General features: G+C 73.6%; 15 protein-coding genes. 8 read left to right on the top strand and 7 right to left on the bottom strand.

Going from position 1 to position 18175, the window contains the following annotated elements; all coding sequences use genetic code 11:
- Positions 1 to 16 precede the first annotated feature (16 nt).
- Positions 17 to 1708: a carbamoyltransferase C-terminal domain-containing protein gene (locus ABZV00_RS11495; protein ID WP_355604540.1), complete on the top strand. Its 1692-nt coding sequence runs from the start codon at positions 17 to 19 to the stop codon at positions 1706 to 1708.
- Positions 1709 to 1762: 54 nt separating this feature from the next.
- On the opposite strand, the gene ABZV00_RS11490 is transcribed toward ABZV00_RS11495, so the two are convergent.
- Positions 1763 to 2254 carry a VOC family protein gene (locus tag ABZV00_RS11490; RefSeq protein WP_355604537.1) on the bottom strand — a complete coding sequence of 164 codons (492 nt, stop codon included), beginning with the start codon at positions 2252 to 2254 and terminating at the stop codon, positions 1763 to 1765.
- Positions 2255 to 2264: 10 nt separating this feature from the next.
- On the bottom strand, positions 2265 to 3338 hold the full coding sequence (locus ABZV00_RS11485; RefSeq protein WP_355604534.1) for a methyltransferase: 1074 nt from the start codon (positions 3336 to 3338) through the stop codon (positions 2265 to 2267).
- A gap of 59 nt (positions 3339 to 3397) precedes the next feature.
- Here ABZV00_RS11485 and ABZV00_RS11480 point away from each other — a divergent pair, with 59 nt between their 5' ends.
- Positions 3398 to 4795 (top strand): LLM class flavin-dependent oxidoreductase, encoded by a 1398-nt coding sequence (locus ABZV00_RS11480; protein WP_355604531.1) that lies wholly within the window; start codon positions 3398 to 3400, stop codon positions 4793 to 4795.
- Between the two features lie 97 nt (positions 4796 to 4892).
- On the opposite strand, the gene ABZV00_RS11475 is transcribed toward ABZV00_RS11480, so the two are convergent.
- Positions 4893 to 6044, bottom strand: a complete 1152-nt coding sequence (locus ABZV00_RS11475) for an acyl-CoA dehydrogenase family protein (RefSeq protein ID WP_355604528.1) — start codon at positions 6042 to 6044, stop codon at positions 4893 to 4895.
- Positions 6045 to 6136: 92 nt separating this feature from the next.
- On the opposite strand from ABZV00_RS11475, the gene ABZV00_RS11470 reads away from it, so the two are divergent.
- From ABZV00_RS11470 to ABZV00_RS11460, 3 genes are read left to right on the top strand one after another with little or no spacing between them, the layout of a single operon-like run.
- Positions 6137 to 7864 carry an AMP-binding protein gene (locus ABZV00_RS11470; RefSeq protein WP_355604525.1) on the top strand — a complete coding sequence of 576 codons (1728 nt, stop codon included), beginning with the start codon at positions 6137 to 6139 and terminating at the stop codon, positions 7862 to 7864.
- Between the two features lie 24 nt (positions 7865 to 7888).
- Positions 7889 to 8194 (top strand): phosphopantetheine-binding protein, encoded by a 306-nt coding sequence (locus ABZV00_RS11465; RefSeq protein ID WP_355604522.1) that lies wholly within the window; start codon positions 7889 to 7891, stop codon positions 8192 to 8194.
- Positions 8191 to 9327, top strand: coding sequence for a methyltransferase domain-containing protein (locus tag ABZV00_RS11460; protein ID WP_355604519.1), 1137 nt, complete (start codon positions 8191 to 8193; stop codon positions 9325 to 9327). The genes ABZV00_RS11465 and ABZV00_RS11460 overlap by 4 nt, the downstream gene beginning before the upstream one ends.
- Before the next feature lie 46 nt (positions 9328 to 9373).
- On the opposite strand, the gene ABZV00_RS11455 is transcribed toward ABZV00_RS11460, so the two are convergent.
- The gene (locus tag ABZV00_RS11455; protein ID WP_355604516.1) at positions 9374 to 10966 is read right to left on the bottom strand and encodes an AMP-binding protein; all 1593 of its coding nucleotides are present in this window, start codon (positions 10964 to 10966) and stop codon (positions 9374 to 9376) included.
- Positions 10967 to 11061: 95 nt separating this feature from the next.
- Here ABZV00_RS11455 and ABZV00_RS11450 point away from each other — a divergent pair, with 95 nt between their 5' ends.
- The 3 genes from ABZV00_RS11450 to ABZV00_RS11440 are packed head-to-tail and all read left to right on the top strand — an operon-like array spanning position 11062 to position 13332.
- Complete coding sequence (locus tag ABZV00_RS11450; RefSeq protein WP_355604513.1) at positions 11062 to 12099, top strand: methyltransferase; 1038 nt, start codon at positions 11062 to 11064, stop codon at positions 12097 to 12099.
- A gap of 9 nt (positions 12100 to 12108) precedes the next feature.
- A complete protein-coding gene (locus ABZV00_RS11445) occupies positions 12109 to 13134 on the top strand; it encodes a methyltransferase (protein ID WP_355604510.1) in 1026 nt (341 codons plus the stop codon).
- Between the two features lie 3 nt (positions 13135 to 13137).
- On the top strand, positions 13138 to 13332 hold the full coding sequence (locus tag ABZV00_RS11440; protein WP_355604507.1) for a ferredoxin: 195 nt from the start codon (positions 13138 to 13140) through the stop codon (positions 13330 to 13332).
- A gap of 43 nt (positions 13333 to 13375) precedes the next feature.
- Here ABZV00_RS11440 and ABZV00_RS11435 read toward each other — a convergent pair whose 3' ends face one another.
- Genes ABZV00_RS11435 through ABZV00_RS11425 form a run of 3 tightly spaced genes read right to left on the bottom strand, consistent with a single transcriptional unit; the run spans position 13376 to position 18108 of the window.
- Positions 13376 to 15640 carry a xanthine dehydrogenase family protein molybdopterin-binding subunit gene (locus tag ABZV00_RS11435; protein WP_355604504.1) on the bottom strand — a complete coding sequence of 755 codons (2265 nt, stop codon included), beginning with the start codon at positions 15638 to 15640 and terminating at the stop codon, positions 13376 to 13378.
- 51 nt (positions 15641 to 15691) lie between these two features.
- Positions 15692 to 16900: a cytochrome P450 gene (locus ABZV00_RS11430; protein ID WP_355604501.1), complete on the bottom strand. Its 1209-nt coding sequence runs from the start codon at positions 16898 to 16900 to the stop codon at positions 15692 to 15694.
- A complete protein-coding gene (locus ABZV00_RS11425) occupies positions 16897 to 18108 on the bottom strand; it encodes a cytochrome P450 (protein WP_355604498.1) in 1212 nt (403 codons plus the stop codon). Before ABZV00_RS11425 ends, ABZV00_RS11430 begins: the two co-directional genes overlap by 4 nt.
- Between the last annotated feature and the right edge of the window lie 67 nt (positions 18109 to 18175).

The following is an 18175-nucleotide window of genomic DNA, read 5'->3' as shown; positions in this document are numbered from 1 at the left end:
GGAAAGGAGGCCGACCATGTCGGCGCGCTACGTACTCGGGGTGAACATCGGCTTCCACGACTCCAGCGCCGCGCTGGTCCGCGACGGTGCGCTCTGCGGCCTCGTCGAGCAGGAGCGGGTCAGCCGCCGCAAGCACGCGGTGGGTCAACCGCCCGCCGAGGCCATCGCCGCGTGCCTGGCGATGGCCGGCATCGGCCCGCAGGACGTGGACACCGTCGCCATCGGCTGGGACTTCCGGGACATCCCGCTCGGGCGCAACCGGCGCTTCACCACCGACGGGCTGCGGGCCATGCTCTTCCCCGACCACGAGGACCTGATCATGCCGGCGGTCCGTTGGGTGCCGCACCACGTCGCGCACGCGGCCAGCGCCGCGTACAGCTACGACTGTGACGAGGCGGCGGTCCTGGTCCTCGACGGCGCCGGCGAGACGCAGTCGACCTCGTTCGGCCGTTACGCGAACGGGGAGATTGAGATCCTGCGCGAGTGGCCCGTCGAGCAGTCGTTGGGCTTCTACTACAACGCCGCCGCCGAGTGGGCCGGGCTGGGCTACTGGGGCACCGGCAAGCTGATGGGCCTCGCCGCCTACGGAAGGCCGGGCCCGGGCGCGCCGGTGCGGCCCGTTCCCGGCGGGTACGAGCTGGTCCGAGGCATGCCGACCGCCGAGGTCCCCACCCGGCGGGCCGCGACCCTCGGCCCGCTGATGGCGTACTACCCGGCCGTCGCCGAGTCCCTCACACCCGGGTTCGGCAAGCTGTTCCCGTACGCGCCGCGCACCGGGGAGGAGCCGATCGCGTACGCGGACTTCGCCGCGACAATTCAGCAAGGGCTGGAGGAGACGGTGCTGTCCCTGGCCGCCGAGCTGCGTCGGCGGGTCGACACTCCGGTGCTGGCGCTCGCCGGCGGGGTGGCGATGAACTGCACCATGGTCGGCGTGCTGGTCCGCAGTGGACTGTTCGACCGGGTCTACGTGCCGCCGGTGCCCACCGACGCGGGAGTGTCCCTGGGGGCCGCGCTGGTCTCCGCGCGGGAGTGCGGTGAGTTCGCGCCGACCCGGATCGACCATGCGTACTGGGGACAGCCGATCACTACGGAGGCCGGCGAGGCGGCGGCGGCTCGAGCCGGCATGGTGCACCGCCGCCTCGGTGACGACGCCCTGGCCCGCGCCGTGGCCGGTGAACTCGCCGATGGCCGGATCGTGGGCTGGGCGCGCGGCCGGGGTGAGATCGGGCAGCGGGCGCTCGGCGCGCGCAGCCTGCTGGCCGACCCGCGTGGCCGGCGCAGCCTGGAACGCCTCAACGTGCTCAAGGGGCGGGAGATGTGGCGGCCGGTGGCACCCAGTGTCCTGGCCGAGCACGTGTCCGAGCTGATCGACGGGCCGGTTGGCGATCCGTCGAGGTTCATGCTGGCCGCCGCCTCGTTGCGCCCGGAAGCGCGGCTGCGGGTGCCGGCGGTGACCCATGTGGACGGTTCGGCCCGGCCGCAGACCGTGCACCGTGACACCAATCCTGGCTACTGGGCGCTCATCGAGCAGTTCCGGCAGCTCACCGGCGTGCCGGCGGTGGTCAACACGTCGTTCAACCTGGCCGGTGAGCCGATAGTGAACTCGGCCGCCGACGCGGTGGACACCTTCGTGCGGGCCAAGGAGATCGACCTGCTGGTGCTCGGGGACGCGGTGGTGGCGCGAAGTGAGGCCGACCTGCCGGCCTGACGTGCGGAGGGGCCGCCCGACCGGGCGGCCCCTCCTTTCCCGCGGGTCCGGTGCTCAGGCGCGGGCCATCCGGCGGTCGCGCCGCCACACCTGCCGGAGCCGGTCGACGAAGAAGTCCCGGTTCACCCAGTAGAACTCCAGCCAGATGTTGTCCGGGTCGCGCAGCCAGATCTGCGACCCGGCCTCGTGCTTGGAGGTGGTGATGCCGGAGTGCGCGACGTCGATGGCGTCCAGGTGGGCGACCCACTCGTCCAGGTCGGCGCGCTCGGGCACGTGGTAGGCCAGGTGGTGCAGCCCCGGGTGCCGCTCGTCGAAGCGCTGCGGGCCGGCCTCGCCCACCTGGACGTCGGCCGGGCCCTCGATGCAGCCCAGCACGACCGAAGCGAACGACGCCGTGTGTAGCAGGGTGCGGAAGCGGAAGCCGGACTCGGGCGGGGTGACGTCGTTGACCACCACCATCTCGAACACCGAGCAGTAGAACGAGGTGCTGCGCTCCAGGTCGACGACGGTGAGGTTGATGTGGTTGCGACCGTCCAGGCGCGGCATCGGGCTCTCCTCAGGCCGTCGGGCCGGCCGCCGCGACGGCCGGTCTGCCGGCGGCCGGTTCGCCGTCGGGAGCGGGCACGGCCTCGAGGACCGACATCGACGAGGTCGGCGTGACCCGCGACAGGTGGAACCCGGCGCCGTCGAGCAGCGCCCGGAACTCCGGCTCGGTCCGGGTCCGCCCGCCGAACAGGGCGAGTGCCTTGACGTCCATCACCTTGCCGGTGTCGTCGTGGTTGCCGTACCGGCTGACCGACTCGATGATGACCAGCCGGCTGTCGGGCCGGGCGGCGGCACGGACGTTGCGCAGGATCACGGCGGCCTGCTCGTCCGGCCAGTCATGGATGATCGTCTTGAGCAGGTACACGTCGGCGCCGGCGGGCAGCGGGTCGAAGAAGCTCCCGCCGCGGATCTCGCACCGGTCGGCGACACCGGCCCGGGCCAGCACCTCCGGCGCCTCGGCCACCACGTGCGGCAGGTCGAGCAGGATCGCACGCAGCTCCCGGTGGCGGGCGAGCAGGCCGCTGGCGAAGGTGCCGTGGCCGCTGCCCACGTCCACCATCGTCCGGGCCGTGGCCAGGTCCAGCACCGACAGCACGGTCCGCAGCACGAACGGGTTGACGCTCTCGGCCGATTTCTCGAACCGGACGCACTCGTACGGATGGTCGGCGAAGTGGTCGTAGTACCGGGTGCCGCCGTGCACGTGCCCGAAGGCCGTCTCGCCGGTGCGGATGCTGTGCGTGAGCCGGGCCCAGGAGTAGATGTCCGGCGGCATGAGCGGAAAGCACTCGCGTACCGAGAACGGGTGGTCGCTGCGCAGCGGCTCGGCCAGCGGGGTGAGCCCGAAGACCTCGGGGGTCACCTCGGTGAAGATGCCCCGCCCGGCCAGCGCGCGCAGGCCCCGGGTCAGCGCGCCGGGGTGCGCGCCGACCCGCTGAGCCAGCACGTCCACCGGCAACGGGCCGTCGACCAGGTGGTCGGCGACGGCCAGGTCGCACATGACCCGGATGGTGAACGGAACGATGTAGTCGGCCAGTTCGGTGAGGCGGGTGACCGACGCGAGGTCGATGCGAGGCGTCGCGGACATGTTCGTACCGTATCCGGTCGAGCGTTGCGATACCAGATAGCATGCGAGACACTTGATACGTGCATCTCAATCTGTTCACCCAGTGCTCGCCGTCGCCGCAGTTCAAGGGGTTCTGGCGGCACCCCGCCGACCGCAGCGCCACCGGCTACCGCGATCTCGGCTACTGGGTCGAGCTGGGCCGCCGGCTGGAGGCGGCCTGTCTGGACGCGCTCTTCTTCGCCGACGTGCACGGGACCTACGACGTCTACCAGGGCTCCTGGCGGGCGGCCGTACGGCACGCCGTGCAGATCCCGTCGATCGACCCGCTGCTCGTGCTGCCCGCGATCGCCGCCACCACCTCCCGGCTGGGCCTCGCCGTCACCTACTCGACGACCTACCACGCCCCGTACGAGTGCGCCCGGGTGTTCAGCTCACTGGACCACCTCACCGGCGGACGAGTCGCCTGGAACATCGTCACCTCGTATCTGCGGTCCGCGTCCGCGAACGGCCTCGGGTCGTACCTGGACCACGACGAGCGCTACGACCGGGCCGACGAGTACGTCGAGGTGGCGCGCCGGCTGTGGGAGGAGAGCTGGGACGACGACGCGGTGGTCCGCGACGTCACCGCGAACGTCTTCACCGACCCGGACCGGGTGCGCGAGATCGGCCACGACGGGCGCTGGTTCTCCGTCCGGGGCCCGCACCAGTGCGAACCGTCGCCGCAGCGCACCCCCGTGCTGTACCAGGCCGGCGCGTCCGGGCGGGGGATGACCTTCGCGGCCCGGCACGCCGAGGTGGTCTTCCTGACCATGGCGGACCCGGCCAGCGGCGCGGCGCAGGTGGCCCGGCTGCGGTCCCAGGTGGCCGCGCACGGGCGCGATCCGCGTTCGGTCAAGGCTTTGCAGGGCAGCATGGTGATGGTCGCCCCGACCCGCGCGGAGGCCCGCCGGCGGGCCGAGGAGTACGTCGCGCTGTGGAGCGGGGACGGCCAGCTGGCCAAGTGGTGCGGCTGGATGGACGTGGACCTGGCGGCGTACCCGGACGAGACGCCGGTGGCCGAGATCGCCGGCCAGGGCAGCCAGAGCTTCGTGGGCTTCCTGCGCCGGCTCGGGCCCGAGCGCACCTGGACGGTCGGCGACGTGCGCTACCTGGTGGCCACCGCCCGCCGGCCCCGCACCAACGCCCCCGTGACCCTCTTCGGCACGGTCGAGCAGGTCGCCGACCGGATGGAGGAGTGGTGCTCGGTGGCCGACGTGGACGGCTTCAACCTGATTCCCTGCCCGACCACGCAGGGCATCGACGACATCTGCGACCTGCTGGTGCCGGAGTTGCAGCGCCGCGGCCTGTTCCGGACCGCGTACGACCCGGCGGAGCGGACGCTGCGGGAGCGGTACTTCGGTGCGGGGGCGCCCGTGCCGGCCCGGGTGCCGGCGCTGGACCCGCAGGCGGCGCCCGAGCCCACCCCCGCCCGCGGCTGACCGCCGGGCCGGCCCTTCCGGCCCGGCGCGGTGAATCCGGTTCCAGGGTCCGACCTCCGTCCCCACGGGGTGCGGTGCGTCCGGTTCCGGGCCGCGGTCAGAACATCGTGGTGTCGACGTCCGCGCCGGCCAGTAGCGCGCCGACCGTGGCGTAGCTGTCCCGGCTGTTGACGAAGTGCTGAGTCGCGGTGTTGATGTCGCGCAGTCGCCGTTGCAGCGGCGCGGAGTCGAACACGGTCGACGCGCCGGCCAGCGCGTACGCCGTCTGCACGGCCTGGAGCGCGGCGGCCGTGACCTGTGCGGCGGTGGCGCGCAGGCAGGCCCGGTCCAGTGCGCTGAGCACCTCGCCGCGGCGGGCGGTCTCCCAGGCCGCCTCCGCTTCGCGGTGCAGCAGTGCCCGGGCCGCGCGCAGGGCCACGTGGGCCTCGCCGAGGCGGTCGTGGAACACAGGGGAGTCGGCCAGCGAGCGGGTGCTGAAAGTACGCCGGCGGCCGGCGGCGGCGTGGGTCGCGGCGTCGCGGACGGCGCCCTGCGCGATCCCGAGGTCGACCGCGGCGATGAGCAGCCCAGCCTGGGCGATCCGAAAGACCGTGCGGCGCACGTCGTCGCCGTCGCCGACCAGGCTGAAGCCGCGGTGCTCGGGGCAGATCCGGTTGGCCGCGCGCACATCCTGGCTGGCCGTGCCGCGCAGGCCGAGCACCTGCCAGGTGTCGATCTGCTCCAGCTCGCCGGCGGGGAAGAGCACCATCCGGGTCAGCGGCGCCCCGTTGGGCAGAGTCCGGGGCGTGCGGCCGTCGAGCACGATGCAGTTCAGGTAGATCCAGCTCGCCTGGGGGCTGCCGGTCACGAACGGCCACTGGCCGTTGACCCGCCAGCAACCGGCGCCGTCCGGTGCCGCCCGGCCCTTCGGCGCGACCGCGCCGGCGCCCAGCACGTCCGGACCACCCGCGTAGATCTCGTCGCGGGCGGCCTCGGGAAAGCAGGCGAACAGCAGGTGCGCCAGGCCGACCTGGCCGATCAGCCAGCCGGTGGAGGCGTCCGCGATGGACAGCTGCTCGATGACCCGCAGCGCCTCGCCCAGCGGCAGGTCGGCGCCACCGTACGCGGCCGGCACCAGCATCCGCAGGCAGCCCGCGGTGCTGAGGTCGGCGAGAACGTCGTCCGGGAGCCGGCCCGCCCGGTCAATCTCCGCCGCCCGCTCGGCGAGGGCGGGGAGCAGTCCGTCGACCCGGGGAAGCGTACTGGTCACAGATGCACTCTATCGCCTCACTCGTATCTTGTTTAGCCTTGTATCTGCTATCAATCTCAGATAGACGTACTGGGGGAGGAGGTGACGAGCCGATGACCGTACGCGCCGTTGCGGGCTCGCCGCTGCTGAGCTGGCTGGAGCGTCCCCGGCAGGACCGGGGTGTGCACTTCGCCGCCGGGGGCGACGACTGGACCTTCCTGTCGTACGCCGAACTGGCCGACCGGACCCGGGTGATCCTCGCCGGCCTGCGGGCGGTCGGGGTGGTCCCCGGCGACGTGGTGTCCATCGTCGAGCCCGCCGGCCCCGACTTCGTGGCCGCGCTGTTCGCCGCGATGGCCGCCGGGGCGGCGCCCTCACCGATCGCCCCGCCGCTGGCCTTCCAGGACCGCGAGGTCTACGGCGAGCACGTGCTGGGCCTGCTGCGCGCCGCCGCGCCACGGGTGGTGGTCTGTGCGGCCACCCTCACCGGAGCCATCGAGCCGCTGGCCGCGACCGCCGGGGTGCGCCGGGTCCTCTCCGCCGACGAGTTGGCCGACGCCGCCGGCGGTGCCCGGGGCGCGGTCGCGGACCCGGGCCCGCTCGCCCTGCTGCAGTTCACGTCCGGCTCCAGCGGCCGCGCCCGGGGCGTGCAGGTGCCGCACGCGGCGCTGGCCGCCAACGTCTCGGCGATCCGGCGGTGGCTGGCCATGACCCCGGACGATCCCACCGCGTCCTGGCTGCCGGTGCACCACGACATGGGCCTCATCGGGTGCCTCGTCACCCCGGTGGTCAACACCAGCGACCTGTGGTTGATGCCGCCGGAGGAGTTCGTCCGCAACCCCGGGCGCTACCTTCGCTGCTTCGGGGCACGCGGCGCGCGCCTGACGTCGATGCCGAACTTCGGGCTGGAGTACATCGCCCGCCGGGTCCGCCCCGAGGCGCTGACCGGGCTGGACTTCTCCGCCTGGCGGGCCGTCATCGTCGGCGCCGAGCGCATCGACGCCGAGGCGCTGCGCCGGTTCTGCGCGCTGCTCATCCCATACGGCTTCGACCCGCGTGCCCTGCTGCCCGCGTACGGGCTGGCGGAGGCGACCCTGGCGGTCACCGGGCTGCCACTGGACGAGCTGTACCACGCCGTCGAGCTGCGCCCCGACCGGCTACAGCTGGGCGCGCGGGCGGTGCCGGACCCGGCCGAGCCGGTCGACGACGCCGTCCAGGCGTACCCGGTGGTGGGCTGCGGCCGGCCGCTGACCGGGGTGCGGGTCCAGATCGTCGACGAGGCCGGCGCGCCGCTGCCGGACGGGGTGGTCGGTGAGATCGAGGTGCACGGCCCGTCCGTCGCGCAGGGGTACGTCAACGAGGGTGACTCGGCGTCGCAGACCGCGCTCGGCGGTGGTGTGCTGCGCACCGCCGACGCCGGCTTCCTGCACGACGGGCAGTTGCACGTGCTGGGCCGGCTCGGCGACAGCATGAAGGTGCGGGGTCGGGCGGTCTTCGCCGAGGATCTCGAGTGGGCCATCTGCCGCCCCGGTGTGCCGGCCCAGCGGATGGCCGCGCTGCTGGGCCACCGTGCCGGCACCGCGACCGTCGTGGCCGTGTTCGAGCAGGCCCAGCCCGAGTGGCTGGCGCAGGCGGAGCGGGAGCTGCGCCGCCGGGCGGAGGGCGCGCAGGTGGTCATCGTGGACGCCCCGCGCGGCACCATCGCCCGCACCTCCAGCGGCAAACCCAAACGGCGCCAGCTGTGGCAGGCGTTCGTCGATGACCGGCTGCCCGGCACCGTGGTCACCACGGCACCGGCCGGTCAGCGGGACCAGACCGAGCAGACGACGACGGCGTCCTGAGGGACGTTCGGACAGGAGGCGGGAATGACCGACGCGACCAGGTCGACGACAGCCGAGGTGCGTACCGAGGTGGAGGTGCGCGACTCGGTGACGGCGATCGTCACCGAACTGGCGCCGAACCCGGAGCAGATCGAGGGGTCGGGTGACTCGCGGCTGGTCGAGGACCTCGGCTTCCACTCGCTCGCGCTGCTGGAGTTGGCCTTCACCCTGGAGGACGAGTTCGATCTGCCGCCGATCGACGAGACGACGGCACGCAAGATCGTCACGATCGACGCCGTGGCGGAGCACGTCAGCGACATCCTGCGGTCCCGCGGCGAGCTGGCCAGTTGACCGGGCGCCCGGGGCACGCACCGGGCACGGCGACCCTGCGCCCGTCTGCGCCCGGCGACGGGGACCAGCGGGCCAGGGCGCTGTCGCTGCGGCTCTTCCTGGCCATGCTGCACACCCAGGAGCTGCTGGCTGGCTACCTGGGTGCCCGGCTCGGGCTGTACGAGGCGCTCGACCGTGGCCCGGCCGACGTGGCCGAGCTGTGCGCGCGTACCGGGATCGACGCCCGGTACGCGCGGGAGTGGCTGGAACAGCAGGCGGTCGCCGGGTTCGTCGAGGTGGACGACGTGGCGGCCGCACCCGAGCGGCGGGTCTACCGGCTGCCGCCGGGGCACGCCGAGGTGCTGCTGGCCTCGGACAGCCCGCTGTCGCTGGTGTCGCTGACCATGATGCCGCTGGGCGGGGTGGCCGGGGCGTTGCCGGCGTTGCTGGACGCGTACCGCACCGGAGCCGGGGTGCCGGACGAGGTGTACGGCGACGACTGGCGGCACGGGCACTCGGGTGCCAACCGGGCGCTGTTCACGTACGCCCTGCCCGGCTGGCTCTCCTCGGCGCTGCCGCAGATCCACCAGCGGCTCCTCGCCGCACCGAGCCGGATCGCCGACATCGGTTGCGGCGCGGGCTGGGCGGCGATCGCGCTGGCCAGGGCGTACCCCCTGGCGGAGGTCGACGGCTACGACCTGGACGCGCCGACGGTGGCCGCGGCGGTCGCGAACGCCACGGCCGCCGGCGTGGCCGATCGGGTCCGGTTCCACCGGCGCGACGCCGCCGACCCGGAGCTGGCCGGCCGGTACGACCTGGTCTGCGTCTTCGACGCGCTGCACGAGATGAGCCAGCCGGTGTCGGTGCTGCGGGCCTGTCGGCGGCTGCGCGGTGAGGGCGGTGCGGTGCTGGTGCTGGACGCGAAGGTGGCGCACCGGTTCGTCGCCCCCGGCGACGAGGTCGAGCGTTTCCAGTACGCCACCAGCGTGCTGCACTGCCTGCCGGCCGGTCTGGCCGGGCCCGGCTCGACGGCCACCGGGACGGTCCTGCGTCCGGCCCAGGTGCGCCGGTTCACCACCGAGGCGGGCTTCGCGGACGTGCAGATCGTGCCGGTGGACGACCGTTTCCACCGGCTGTACCACCTGACGGGCTGATGCGGGCGGTGGGGAAGGGGCGACCGGCTCCTTCCCCACCGCCCGCTCAGCCGGTCAGGTCGGCGCCCAGCGTCCGCTTGTCCACCTTGCCCACCGGGGTGTACGGCAGTGCGTCGCGCAGCTCCAAGCGGTCGGGCAGCTTGTACGCGGCCAGCCCACGGTCGGTGAGGAAGTCGCGCAGCTGTCCCAGCGTGGGGGCTTCCGAGCGCGGCACCACGACCGCGCAGGTCTTCTCGCCGAGCACCCGGTCGGGGACGGCGAGCACGGCGACCTCACGGACCGCCGGGTGAGCGAGCAGGTGCTCCTCGACCTCACCTGCCGGAACCTTCTCGCCGCCCCGATTGATCACCTCCTTGATTCGGCCGACCACGACCAGCTCACCGGTCGGGGTCCAGCGGACCAGGTCCCCGGTGCGCAGGAAGCCGTCCTGGGTGAAGGTGCGCGCGTTGTACTCCGGCACCCGGTAGTAGCCGCGCAGGGTGGTCGGGCCGCGCACGATCAGCTCGCCCACCTCGCCGGCGGCGACCTGCCGGCCGGTGTCGTCGATGACCTGGAACTCGTCGGCGCTCGACAGTGGACGACCCTGGGTGTGCGCGGCGAGCTCCGGCGGGTCGTCGGGGCGGGTGCAGCAGATCGGGCCCTCGGCCATGCCGAAGAAGTGCGCCAGGCGGATCCCCAGCTCCCGGGTCACCCGGTCGGCCACCTCCGGGCTGAGGTTGGCCCCGCCGACCTCGACCACCAGGCCGGTCAGGTCGGCACCGAGCATCGGCGCGAGGTCGGCCCACAGCGGCAGGAAGGGCGGCATCAAGGTGGTCAGGGTGACCCGCTCGCGGGCGATCAGCCGGAACGCCTCGTCGGGGCTGGGACTGCCGGCCAGCACGGCCGTGGCGCCGACCCACAGCGCGCCGAGCACGCCTGGGCAGCCGAGGGCCGCGTTGTGAGCGACCGGCAGTGCGGCGAGATAGACACCGCCCGGCCCGAATCCCATCGCCGCGGCGGTCGCCCGCAGTTGGTACGCGTAGTCGTCGTGGGTCCGCGGGATCAGCTTCGGCAGGCCGGTCGAGCCGCCGGAGAGCAGGAAGAACGCGACGTCCGACGGGTCCGGGGCCGCCAGCGGCACCGGATCGGCGTCCACCTCGGCCAGGGCGGTGAACTCGCCGGGGTCGCCGACCACGAACACCTCCCGCAGCGACGGCGTGTCGGCGCGTACGTCGGCGGCGAGCTTGCGCAGGTCGTACCCCTGGACCTGGTCGACGGTCACGTAGGCGACCGCCTCGGTGTGCGCGCACAGGTGGCCGATCTCGGCACGCCGGTGCGCCGGCAGCGCCAGCACGGGCATGGCGCCCAGGCGGAACAGTGCCAGGCATACCACCACGAACTCGACGCTGTTGGGCAGTTGGACCACCACCCGGTCGTACCGGCCGACGCCGCGAGCCAGCAGCCCGGCGGCCATCCGGTCGGCGCGGCGGTCGAGGTCGCCGTAGGTCACCCGCTGCTCGCCGGTGACCAGCGCGGTGCGCTCAGGGTCCGTGCGGGCCCACTCCCGGCCCAGGTCGGCGAGCGACTCGCCGCGCCAGTAGCCCTCCGCGCGGTAACGCTCGGCCAGCTCCCGCGGCCAGCTCACACATCCGTCCAGCATCCAGTGCCTCCCGCGAACGACGGTGACAGCGACCCTGAACACAAGCTAGTGTGCAGATACACGGGATACAAGACACGTGATAGTGGAGGCGGTTGATGCTGGCGGCGCGGCCCCGTACCAACCTTGGTGCGTTGACCCGGCTCACCGAACTCGCCGACTACATCGTGCCGTTCGCCCTCCGGGTGATCGCCGAGCTGGGCGTGGCCGACCAGCTCGTCGACGGGCCGCGACCGGTGACCGACCTGGCCGAGGCCACCGGCGCGCACGCGCCGTCGCTGCTGCGCGCCCTGCGGGCACTCGCCGGCAAGGGCATCTTCACCGAGGTCGAGCCGGAGGTGTTCGGGCTGACCAGACTCGCCGAGCCGCTGCGCACCGACCACCCGTTGTCGCTGCGCGACGCGTACCCGCTGATGGCCGCGGACGTGCGCGCCTGGGCCGTGCTCGGCCGGTGCCTGCGCACCGGGGAGGCCGCCTTTCCCCGGGTCCACGGCACCGACTACTGGTCGTACCTGGCCGGGCATCCAGCGGACAGCCTCGCCGTCGACCGGTGGATGTCGAGCCTGACCCGGCTGCATCTGCGTACCGTCCTGCCGGCGTGGCCCTGGGCGCAGGCCCGGGAAGTCGTCGACGTCGGCGGCGGCGACGGCGCGTTCCTGGCCGGCATGCTCACCCGCTGCCCGCAGCTGTCCGGCACACTGCTCGACCTGCCCCACGTGGTGGCGGCCGCGCCAGCGCTGCTCGCCGCCGCCGGGGTGACCGATCGCTGCCGGATCACCCCGGGCAGCTTCTTCGACCCGGTGCCGGCGGGCGCCGACCTGTACGTGCTCAAGACCATCCTGCCGGGCTGGGACGACGCCGACGCCGCGGCCATCCTGCGCCGGATCGCCGAGGCGATGCGGCCGGAGAGCCGGCTGCTGCTGCTGGAGGCGATCATCCCCGCCGGTGACGCCTTCGACGTCGCGAAGCTCGTCGACCTGCACACCCTGGTGCTGACCGGCGGCCGGCACCGCACCCGCGACCAGCTCGTCGACCTGCTGGCCAGCGCCGGCCTGTCACTGGACCGCATCGTCGCCACCCCCACGCTCACCGTGATCGCCGCCGGTCCCGCCGGGGCGCAGCTGACGTTCCCCTAGGAGGTATCGATGGCCCCGACCCGACCCCGGATCGACATCGAATCGGTGTTCCGACTGACCGAGCTGGCCGACTACATCGTGCCGTTCACCGTGCGTGCCGTCGCCGAGCTGGGCGTGGCCGACCAGCTCGTCGACGGGCCGCGACCGGTGACCGACCTGGCCGAGGCCACCGGCGCGCACGCACCGTCGCTGCTGCGCGCCCTGCGAGCGCTCGCCGGCAAGGGCATCTTCACCGAGGTCGAGCCGGAGGTGTTCGGGCTGACCAAGCTCGCCGAGCCGCTGCGCACCGACCACCCGTTGTCGCTGCGCGACGCGTACCCACTGCTGGAACCCGACATCGAGGCGTGGGCGCACTTCGACCACAGCATCCGCACCGGGCAGGCGTCCTTCGACCAGGTCCACCCCGAGGGCTACTGGCCGTACATGGCCGCCCATCCGCACGACAGCGCCCGCTTCGATGCCTCCCAGCAGGCGGCCACCCGGCTGGAGCTGCGGGCCGCGCTGCCGGCGTACCCCTGGGGTGAGCTGGCCACGGTGGTCGACGTCGGCGGCGGCAACGGAGCCTTCCTCGGCGGCATCATGGCCCGCTTCCCGGCGTTGCAGGGCACCCTGTTCGACCTGCCGCACGTGGTCGCCGAGGCCGAGCCGGTGCTGCAGAAGCTCGGTGTCGCCCAGCGGTGCACGGTGACCGGCGGCAGCTTCTTCGAGACCATCCCGGCCGGCGCGAACGCCTATCTGCTCAAGCGGATCCTCTACGGCTGGGACGACGACAACGCCGTACGGCTGCTGAGGGCCGTGCGGGCGGCGATGCGCCCGGACAGCCGGCTGCTGGTGCTGGAGCCGGTCGTCGAGGCGGGGGACCGGTTCGACGTCGGGCGCCTCTACGACCTGCTCCTGCTGGCCATGGTCGGCGGCGGCGCCCGCTCCCGCGAGCACATCGAACGGCTGCTGGACGTCGCCGACCTGCGGCTGGCCCGCAGCGTGCCCACCATGATGTTCCCGATCCTCGAGATCGTCGCGAAGACGGAGGCGTGAGCAGTGCGACTGGTTGTGGACTTCTCCCGATGCGAGAGCAACGCGATCTGTGTGGGTCAGGCGCCGGAGGTGTTCGACGTCGGCGAGGACGACCGGCTGCAGATCACCGAGCAGCCGCTGGAGGGCTCGCTGGCCGCCCGGGTGCGGGAGGCCGCGCGCCGCTGCCCCAAGCAGGCGCTGTCCGTCGTGGACGACTGACGTCGGTGGGCCGCCCGGTGACCCGGGCGGCCCACCGGGGGAGCTAGCTGGCAGTGCCCGCCGCCTGGATCGCTGCCCAGACCCGCTCGGCGGTCACCGGCATGTCGATGTGCCGCACGCCCAGGTGCCGGACGGCGTCGGCCACGGCGTTCTGCACCGCCGGCGGAAACCCGACCGCGCCCGACTCGCCCAGCCCCTTGGCACCGAGCGCGTTCACCGGGGTCGGGGTCTGCATCACGACCGTCTCGAACGAGGGCAGCTCGGCCGCACCCACCATGGCGTACCGTTGCAGGTCGCCGTGCAGCGGCGTGCCGTCGGCGGCGAAGCGGACCTCCTCCACCAGCGCCTGGCCGGCGCCCTGCGCCAGCCCGCCGTGCACCTGCCCCTCGGCCAGCAGCGGGTTGAGCAGCACGCCCGCGTCGTCGACCGCCACCGCCCGCAGCAGGGTCACCTGACCCGTCTCGGTGTCCACCTCCGCCACGGCCAGGTGCGCGCCGAACGGGCAGGTCGCGGCGGACGGCTGGAAGGTCGCCTCGACGCGCAGCCCGCCGTCCGGGCCGGCGTCGTCGGCGGCCAGCTCGGCCCAGTCGACGACCCGCCCGCCGGGCGCCCGGAACCGTCCGGCGGTGAACTCCACCTCGTCGCGGGGCACGCCCAGCCGGACGGCTGCCACGTCCCGGCCCCGCTCCACCAGGGCCAGGGCCGCCTCGCGGACCGCCATCCCGCCGGTCTGCAACGACCGGGACCCGCCGGTGCCGCCGCCCTCGGCGACCGTCGCGGTGTCGGAGTGGCGCACGTCGACGCGGTCCATCGGCACGGCGAGCACGTCGGCCGCGATCATCGCCCAGGCGGTCACGTGACCCTGCCCGTGCGGGCAGGTCCCCGAGTGGACGGTGAAGCGGCCGGTGTCATCGACCCGCGCCGAGGCGTACTCGCTGCGGGTGTCCGCGCCGGTGATCTCCACGAAGGTGGACAGGCCGATGCCGAGCTGCTGGACGTCGCCGCGCGCGCGGCGGGCCGCCTGCTCGGCGCGCAGCGCCGGATAGTCGGCCTCGGCGAGCACCCGCTCCAGCGCCGCCGGGTAGTCGCCGGTGTCGTAGCGGGCGCGGGTCACCGTGGTCACCGGGAAGCTCTCCGGTGGCAGCAGGTTGCGCCGGCGCACCTCGGCCGGGTCCATGCCGATCTCCGCCGCGTACAGGTCGACCATCCGCTCCAGCGCGGCGACCGCCTCGGGCTGCCCGGCGCCCCGGTACGACACCACGGGCGTGGTCGTGGTGGTGACGCTGGACGAGCTGAACTTCGCCCGCCTGATGGCGTACGGGCCGGTCAGCATGGTCCGGGTCCAGAACGGCAGGATCGCCCCGATGCGCGGGTACGCCCCGGCGTCCTGCACCACCTCCAGCGCGTACGACACGATCCGCCCGTCGCGGGTGCCGCCCAGCTCGGCGCTCTGCTGCTGGGCCCGGCCGTGCCCGGCGGCGATCATGCTCTCGCTACGGGTCTCCGCCCAGCGCACCGGACGGCCGAGCCGGCGGCCCGCCCAGGCGACGAGGACGTCCTCCCGGCTGGCGAACGCCTTGGAACCGAACGCCCCGCCGACGTCGCCGTTGACCACCTGGACCCGCTCCTCCGGCTCGCCGAGGGCCGTCGCGAGCTGCCCGCGCCACAGGTGAACGGCCTGGCTGCCGGCCCGGTAGCGCAACCCGTCCGGGCCCCACTCGGCCTGCCCGGCGCGGGCCTCCAGCGGGCACGGTGCGACCCGTGGGTTTCGCATCCGCTGCCGGACCACCACGTCGGCGCCCTCGTGTAGCTCGGCGCGCCCGGCCGGGCGACGGAAGCCGAGTTTGAGCACCATGTTCGTGCCGGCCTGCGGATGCAGAACCAGATCGTCGGCGAGCGCCCGATCCACGTCGACCAGCGCCGGCAGCGGCGCGATGTCGAGGTCGACGAGGGCGGCGGCGTCCACCGCCTCGGCGCGGCTGGTCGCCAGCACCGCGGCGACCGGTTCGCCGACGAACCGCACCACGCCGTCGGCGAGCACCGGTGTGGTCATCTTCTGGTTCAGCACGCCGGCCTCGGGCGGCAGCGGCGGCAGGTCCACGTCCGCCGCGGTGAACACCGCGACCACGCCGGGCGCCGTCCGGGCGGCGTCGGCGTCCACGCCGACCAGCCGGCCGTGCGCCACGGGGGAGCGGACGAAGACCAGCTCCAGGCAGCCGGGCACGACCACATCGTCGACGTACGTCCCGCCGGTGGTGAGCAGGGCCCCGTCCTCGGTACGCCGGACCGGTCGGCCGATCAGTGACATCTCTGCGACTCCTGGTTCTCCCGGCCCTAGGGCTCCCGGCGCGACGCCGGCTCAGGCCGGGGTGACGGCGAGCGGGATCGACTCGTACGACCGGAACAGGGCGTTGGGCTCGCGTACCGGCTCGGCGGCCAGGTCGATGCCGGCGAGCCGTCGGGCGAGCCGGTCGAAGACGACCGCTCCCTCGATCCGGGCCAGCGCGGCGCCGAGGCAGCCGCGGACGCCGCCGCCGAAGCCGACGTGCGGGTTGGGGTGACGGCCGATGTCGACGCGGCCCGGGTCGGCGAACACGTCCTCGTCGTGGTTGGCGCATCCGAGCAGGAGGAAGACCGAACGACCGGGCCGGATCACCCGGTCACCGACCGGGATCGGCTCCAACGCCAGCCGAGCGGTGTACTGGATCGGGGCGTCGAACCGGACGAACTCCTCCGCCGCGGTGGCCGCCAGCGCTGGGTCGTCGCGCAGCCGACGCCACTCGTCCGGCCGCTGCGCCAGCGCGATGCTGCCGGTGCAGACCATGTTCATGGTCGTCTCGTAGCCGGTGAAGCAGAGAAAGACGATGTTGTCGACGACCTCCTCGATCCCCTCGGCCGGGTCCGCCACGGCGAGCATCCGGTCCAGCAGGTCGCCGTCCGGGTCGGCGCGCCGGCCGGTGAGCAGGTCACGGACGTACCCGCGGAGCCAGGCCAGCGCCTCGTCCGCCGCCGCGCGGTCGGCCTCGGGCAGGAACGGTGTGAAGGCCCGGCCCAGGGCCGTCGAGCGGGGCCAGACCTCGGCCCGGGTCCGCCCCGCCGGCAGCCCGATGAGTTCGCAGACCACGGTCGCGGCGACCGGGAAGGCCAGCTCGGCCACGGCGTCCAGACGCCCGGTGTCCAGGGCCGGCGCGAGCAACTCGTCGACCAGCTCACCGACACGGCCGGCGGTGCGCCGGGCCACGCCGGGGCTGAACGCGCGGACGATCTGCTGGTGCAGTCTGCTGTGGTCGTCCGGGTCGCGGGTGGGGATGATGCGCCGGAACACGTCGCGGGAGAGGTCCTGCGCCATCCGGAACTGCGGGTCGTCCTCGGGGAAGGTGTTGCTGAGCCGACGGTCGCGCAGCAGCGCGGCCACGTCCCGGTGCCGGGTCACACCCCAGCTCGCTGGGCCGAACCGGCACAGCGGGCCGGCCGCCCGCATCCGCGCGTACGTCGGGTAGGGGTCGGCGACGACCTCGGGCGAGAGGGGGTCCATCCGCGCGGGCAGGACCCGCCCGGCCGGGCTCACCGCCGCACCGCCACGGGAACGCTGGCGTACGAGCGCAGCGTCCCGTCGGTCTGCCGGCGGGCCGGCCCTGCCGGGGTCAGTGTCGGGAAGGTGCGCAGCAGGGTCTCGAACGCGACCTGCGCCTCCACCCGGGCCAGGTAGCCCCCGAGGCAGTGGTGGTTGCCGCCGCCGAAGGACAGGTGCGGGTTCGGGTCGCGGGTGACGTCGAGACGGTCCGGATCGGCGAAGTGCTCCGGATCGCGGTTGGCACTGCCGATCAGCAGGATCAGCACCCGACCGGCGCGGATGGTGCGGTCGCCGACCTCGACGTCCTCCCGGGCCAGCCGGGCGACGCCCTGGATGGGGGCGTCGTAGCGCAGGAACTCCTCCACCGCGCGGGGCGTCAGGGTCGGGTCCGCTCGGAGCAGGGCGAGCTGGTCGGGGTGGTCGAGCAGGGCGGCCACGCCGGTGGCGATCAGGTTGGTGGTGGTCTCGAAGCCGGCGAAGAAGGCGAAGACCGCGTTGTCCACGATCTCGTCGTGGTCGAGCACGGCGCCGTCGTCGTCGGTCGCGGCGAGCATCCGGGACAGCAGGTCCTCGCCGGGTTCGGCGCGACGCTCGTCGAGGATCTCGCCGAGGTAGCCGCGCAACCACTCCACCGCGCGGTCGGCGGCCGGGCGGTCGTCGTCCGGCACGATCGCCGCGAACGCCTTGCTCAGGTCCAGCGCGTACGGGCGGATGCGTTCGTGGTCGGCCGGCGGGATGCCCATCAGGGCGCACACCACCATCACCGGCAGGGGAAAAGCCAGATCCGAGACCGCGTCGAAGTGTCCGGTGCGGGTCGCCGGGGCCAGTAGGTCGGTGACCATCGCCTCGATTCTCGGGCGCAGCCGGCGGACCAGTGCCGGGCTGAACGCCTTGGCCATCAGTCGCCGCAGCCGGCCGTGCTCGGGCGGATCGCGGTAGAGGATGATGCTGCCGAAGAAGGAGCCGGCGGCACCGTCCCCGGCCGACATCCGGTGGTAAGCCGCCGGAAACTCGCTGCCCAGGCGCGGGTCGCGGACCAGCCGGGCGACGTCGGTGTAGCGGGTGACGCCCCAGCTGCCCGGACCCATCCGGCACAGCGGGCCGGCCGCCCGCAGCGTCGCGTAGGTGGGGTAGGGGTCGGCCAGCACGGCAGGGTCGCGGGCGTCGAATCTCGGCGGCATGCCGGTACGGGCCGAGGTCATGCCCGTCAGTATGCTCAACCAAAGATACGAGAAGCAAGTACTTCCGAGATACGCGAAACACTATTAG

This window comes from Micromonospora sp. NPDC005173, assembly GCF_040608515.1.
GTDB lineage: Bacteria > Actinomycetota > Actinomycetes > Mycobacteriales > Micromonosporaceae > Micromonospora.
This window is presented reverse-complemented; position numbering and strand designations above follow the sequence as displayed.

Coding starts and splice junctions, on each gene's coding strand:
- ABZV00_RS11495 (WP_355604540.1), top strand. CDS start 17: ATGTCGGCGCGCTACGTACTCGGGGTGAACATCGGCTTCCACGACTCC.
- ABZV00_RS11490 (WP_355604537.1), bottom strand. CDS start 2,254: ATGCCGCGCCTGGACGGTCGCAACCACATCAACCTCACCGTCGTCGAC.
- ABZV00_RS11485 (WP_355604534.1), bottom strand. CDS start 3,338: ATGTCCGCGACGCCTCGCATCGACCTCGCGTCGGTCACCCGCCTCACC.
- ABZV00_RS11470 (WP_355604525.1), top strand. CDS start 6,137: ATGACCGTACGCGCCGTTGCGGGCTCGCCGCTGCTGAGCTGGCTGGAG.
- ABZV00_RS11465 (WP_355604522.1), top strand. CDS start 7,889: ATGACCGACGCGACCAGGTCGACGACAGCCGAGGTGCGTACCGAGGTG.
- ABZV00_RS11455 (WP_355604516.1), bottom strand. CDS start 10,966: ATGCTGGACGGATGTGTGAGCTGGCCGCGGGAGCTGGCCGAGCGTTAC.
- ABZV00_RS11450 (WP_355604513.1), top strand. CDS start 11,062: ATGCTGGCGGCGCGGCCCCGTACCAACCTTGGTGCGTTGACCCGGCTC.
- ABZV00_RS11445 (WP_355604510.1), top strand. CDS start 12,109: ATGGCCCCGACCCGACCCCGGATCGACATCGAATCGGTGTTCCGACTG.
- ABZV00_RS11435 (WP_355604504.1), bottom strand. CDS start 15,640: ATGTCACTGATCGGCCGACCGGTCCGGCGTACCGAGGACGGGGCCCTG.
- ABZV00_RS11425 (WP_355604498.1), bottom strand. CDS start 18,108: ATGACCTCGGCCCGTACCGGCATGCCGCCGAGATTCGACGCCCGCGAC.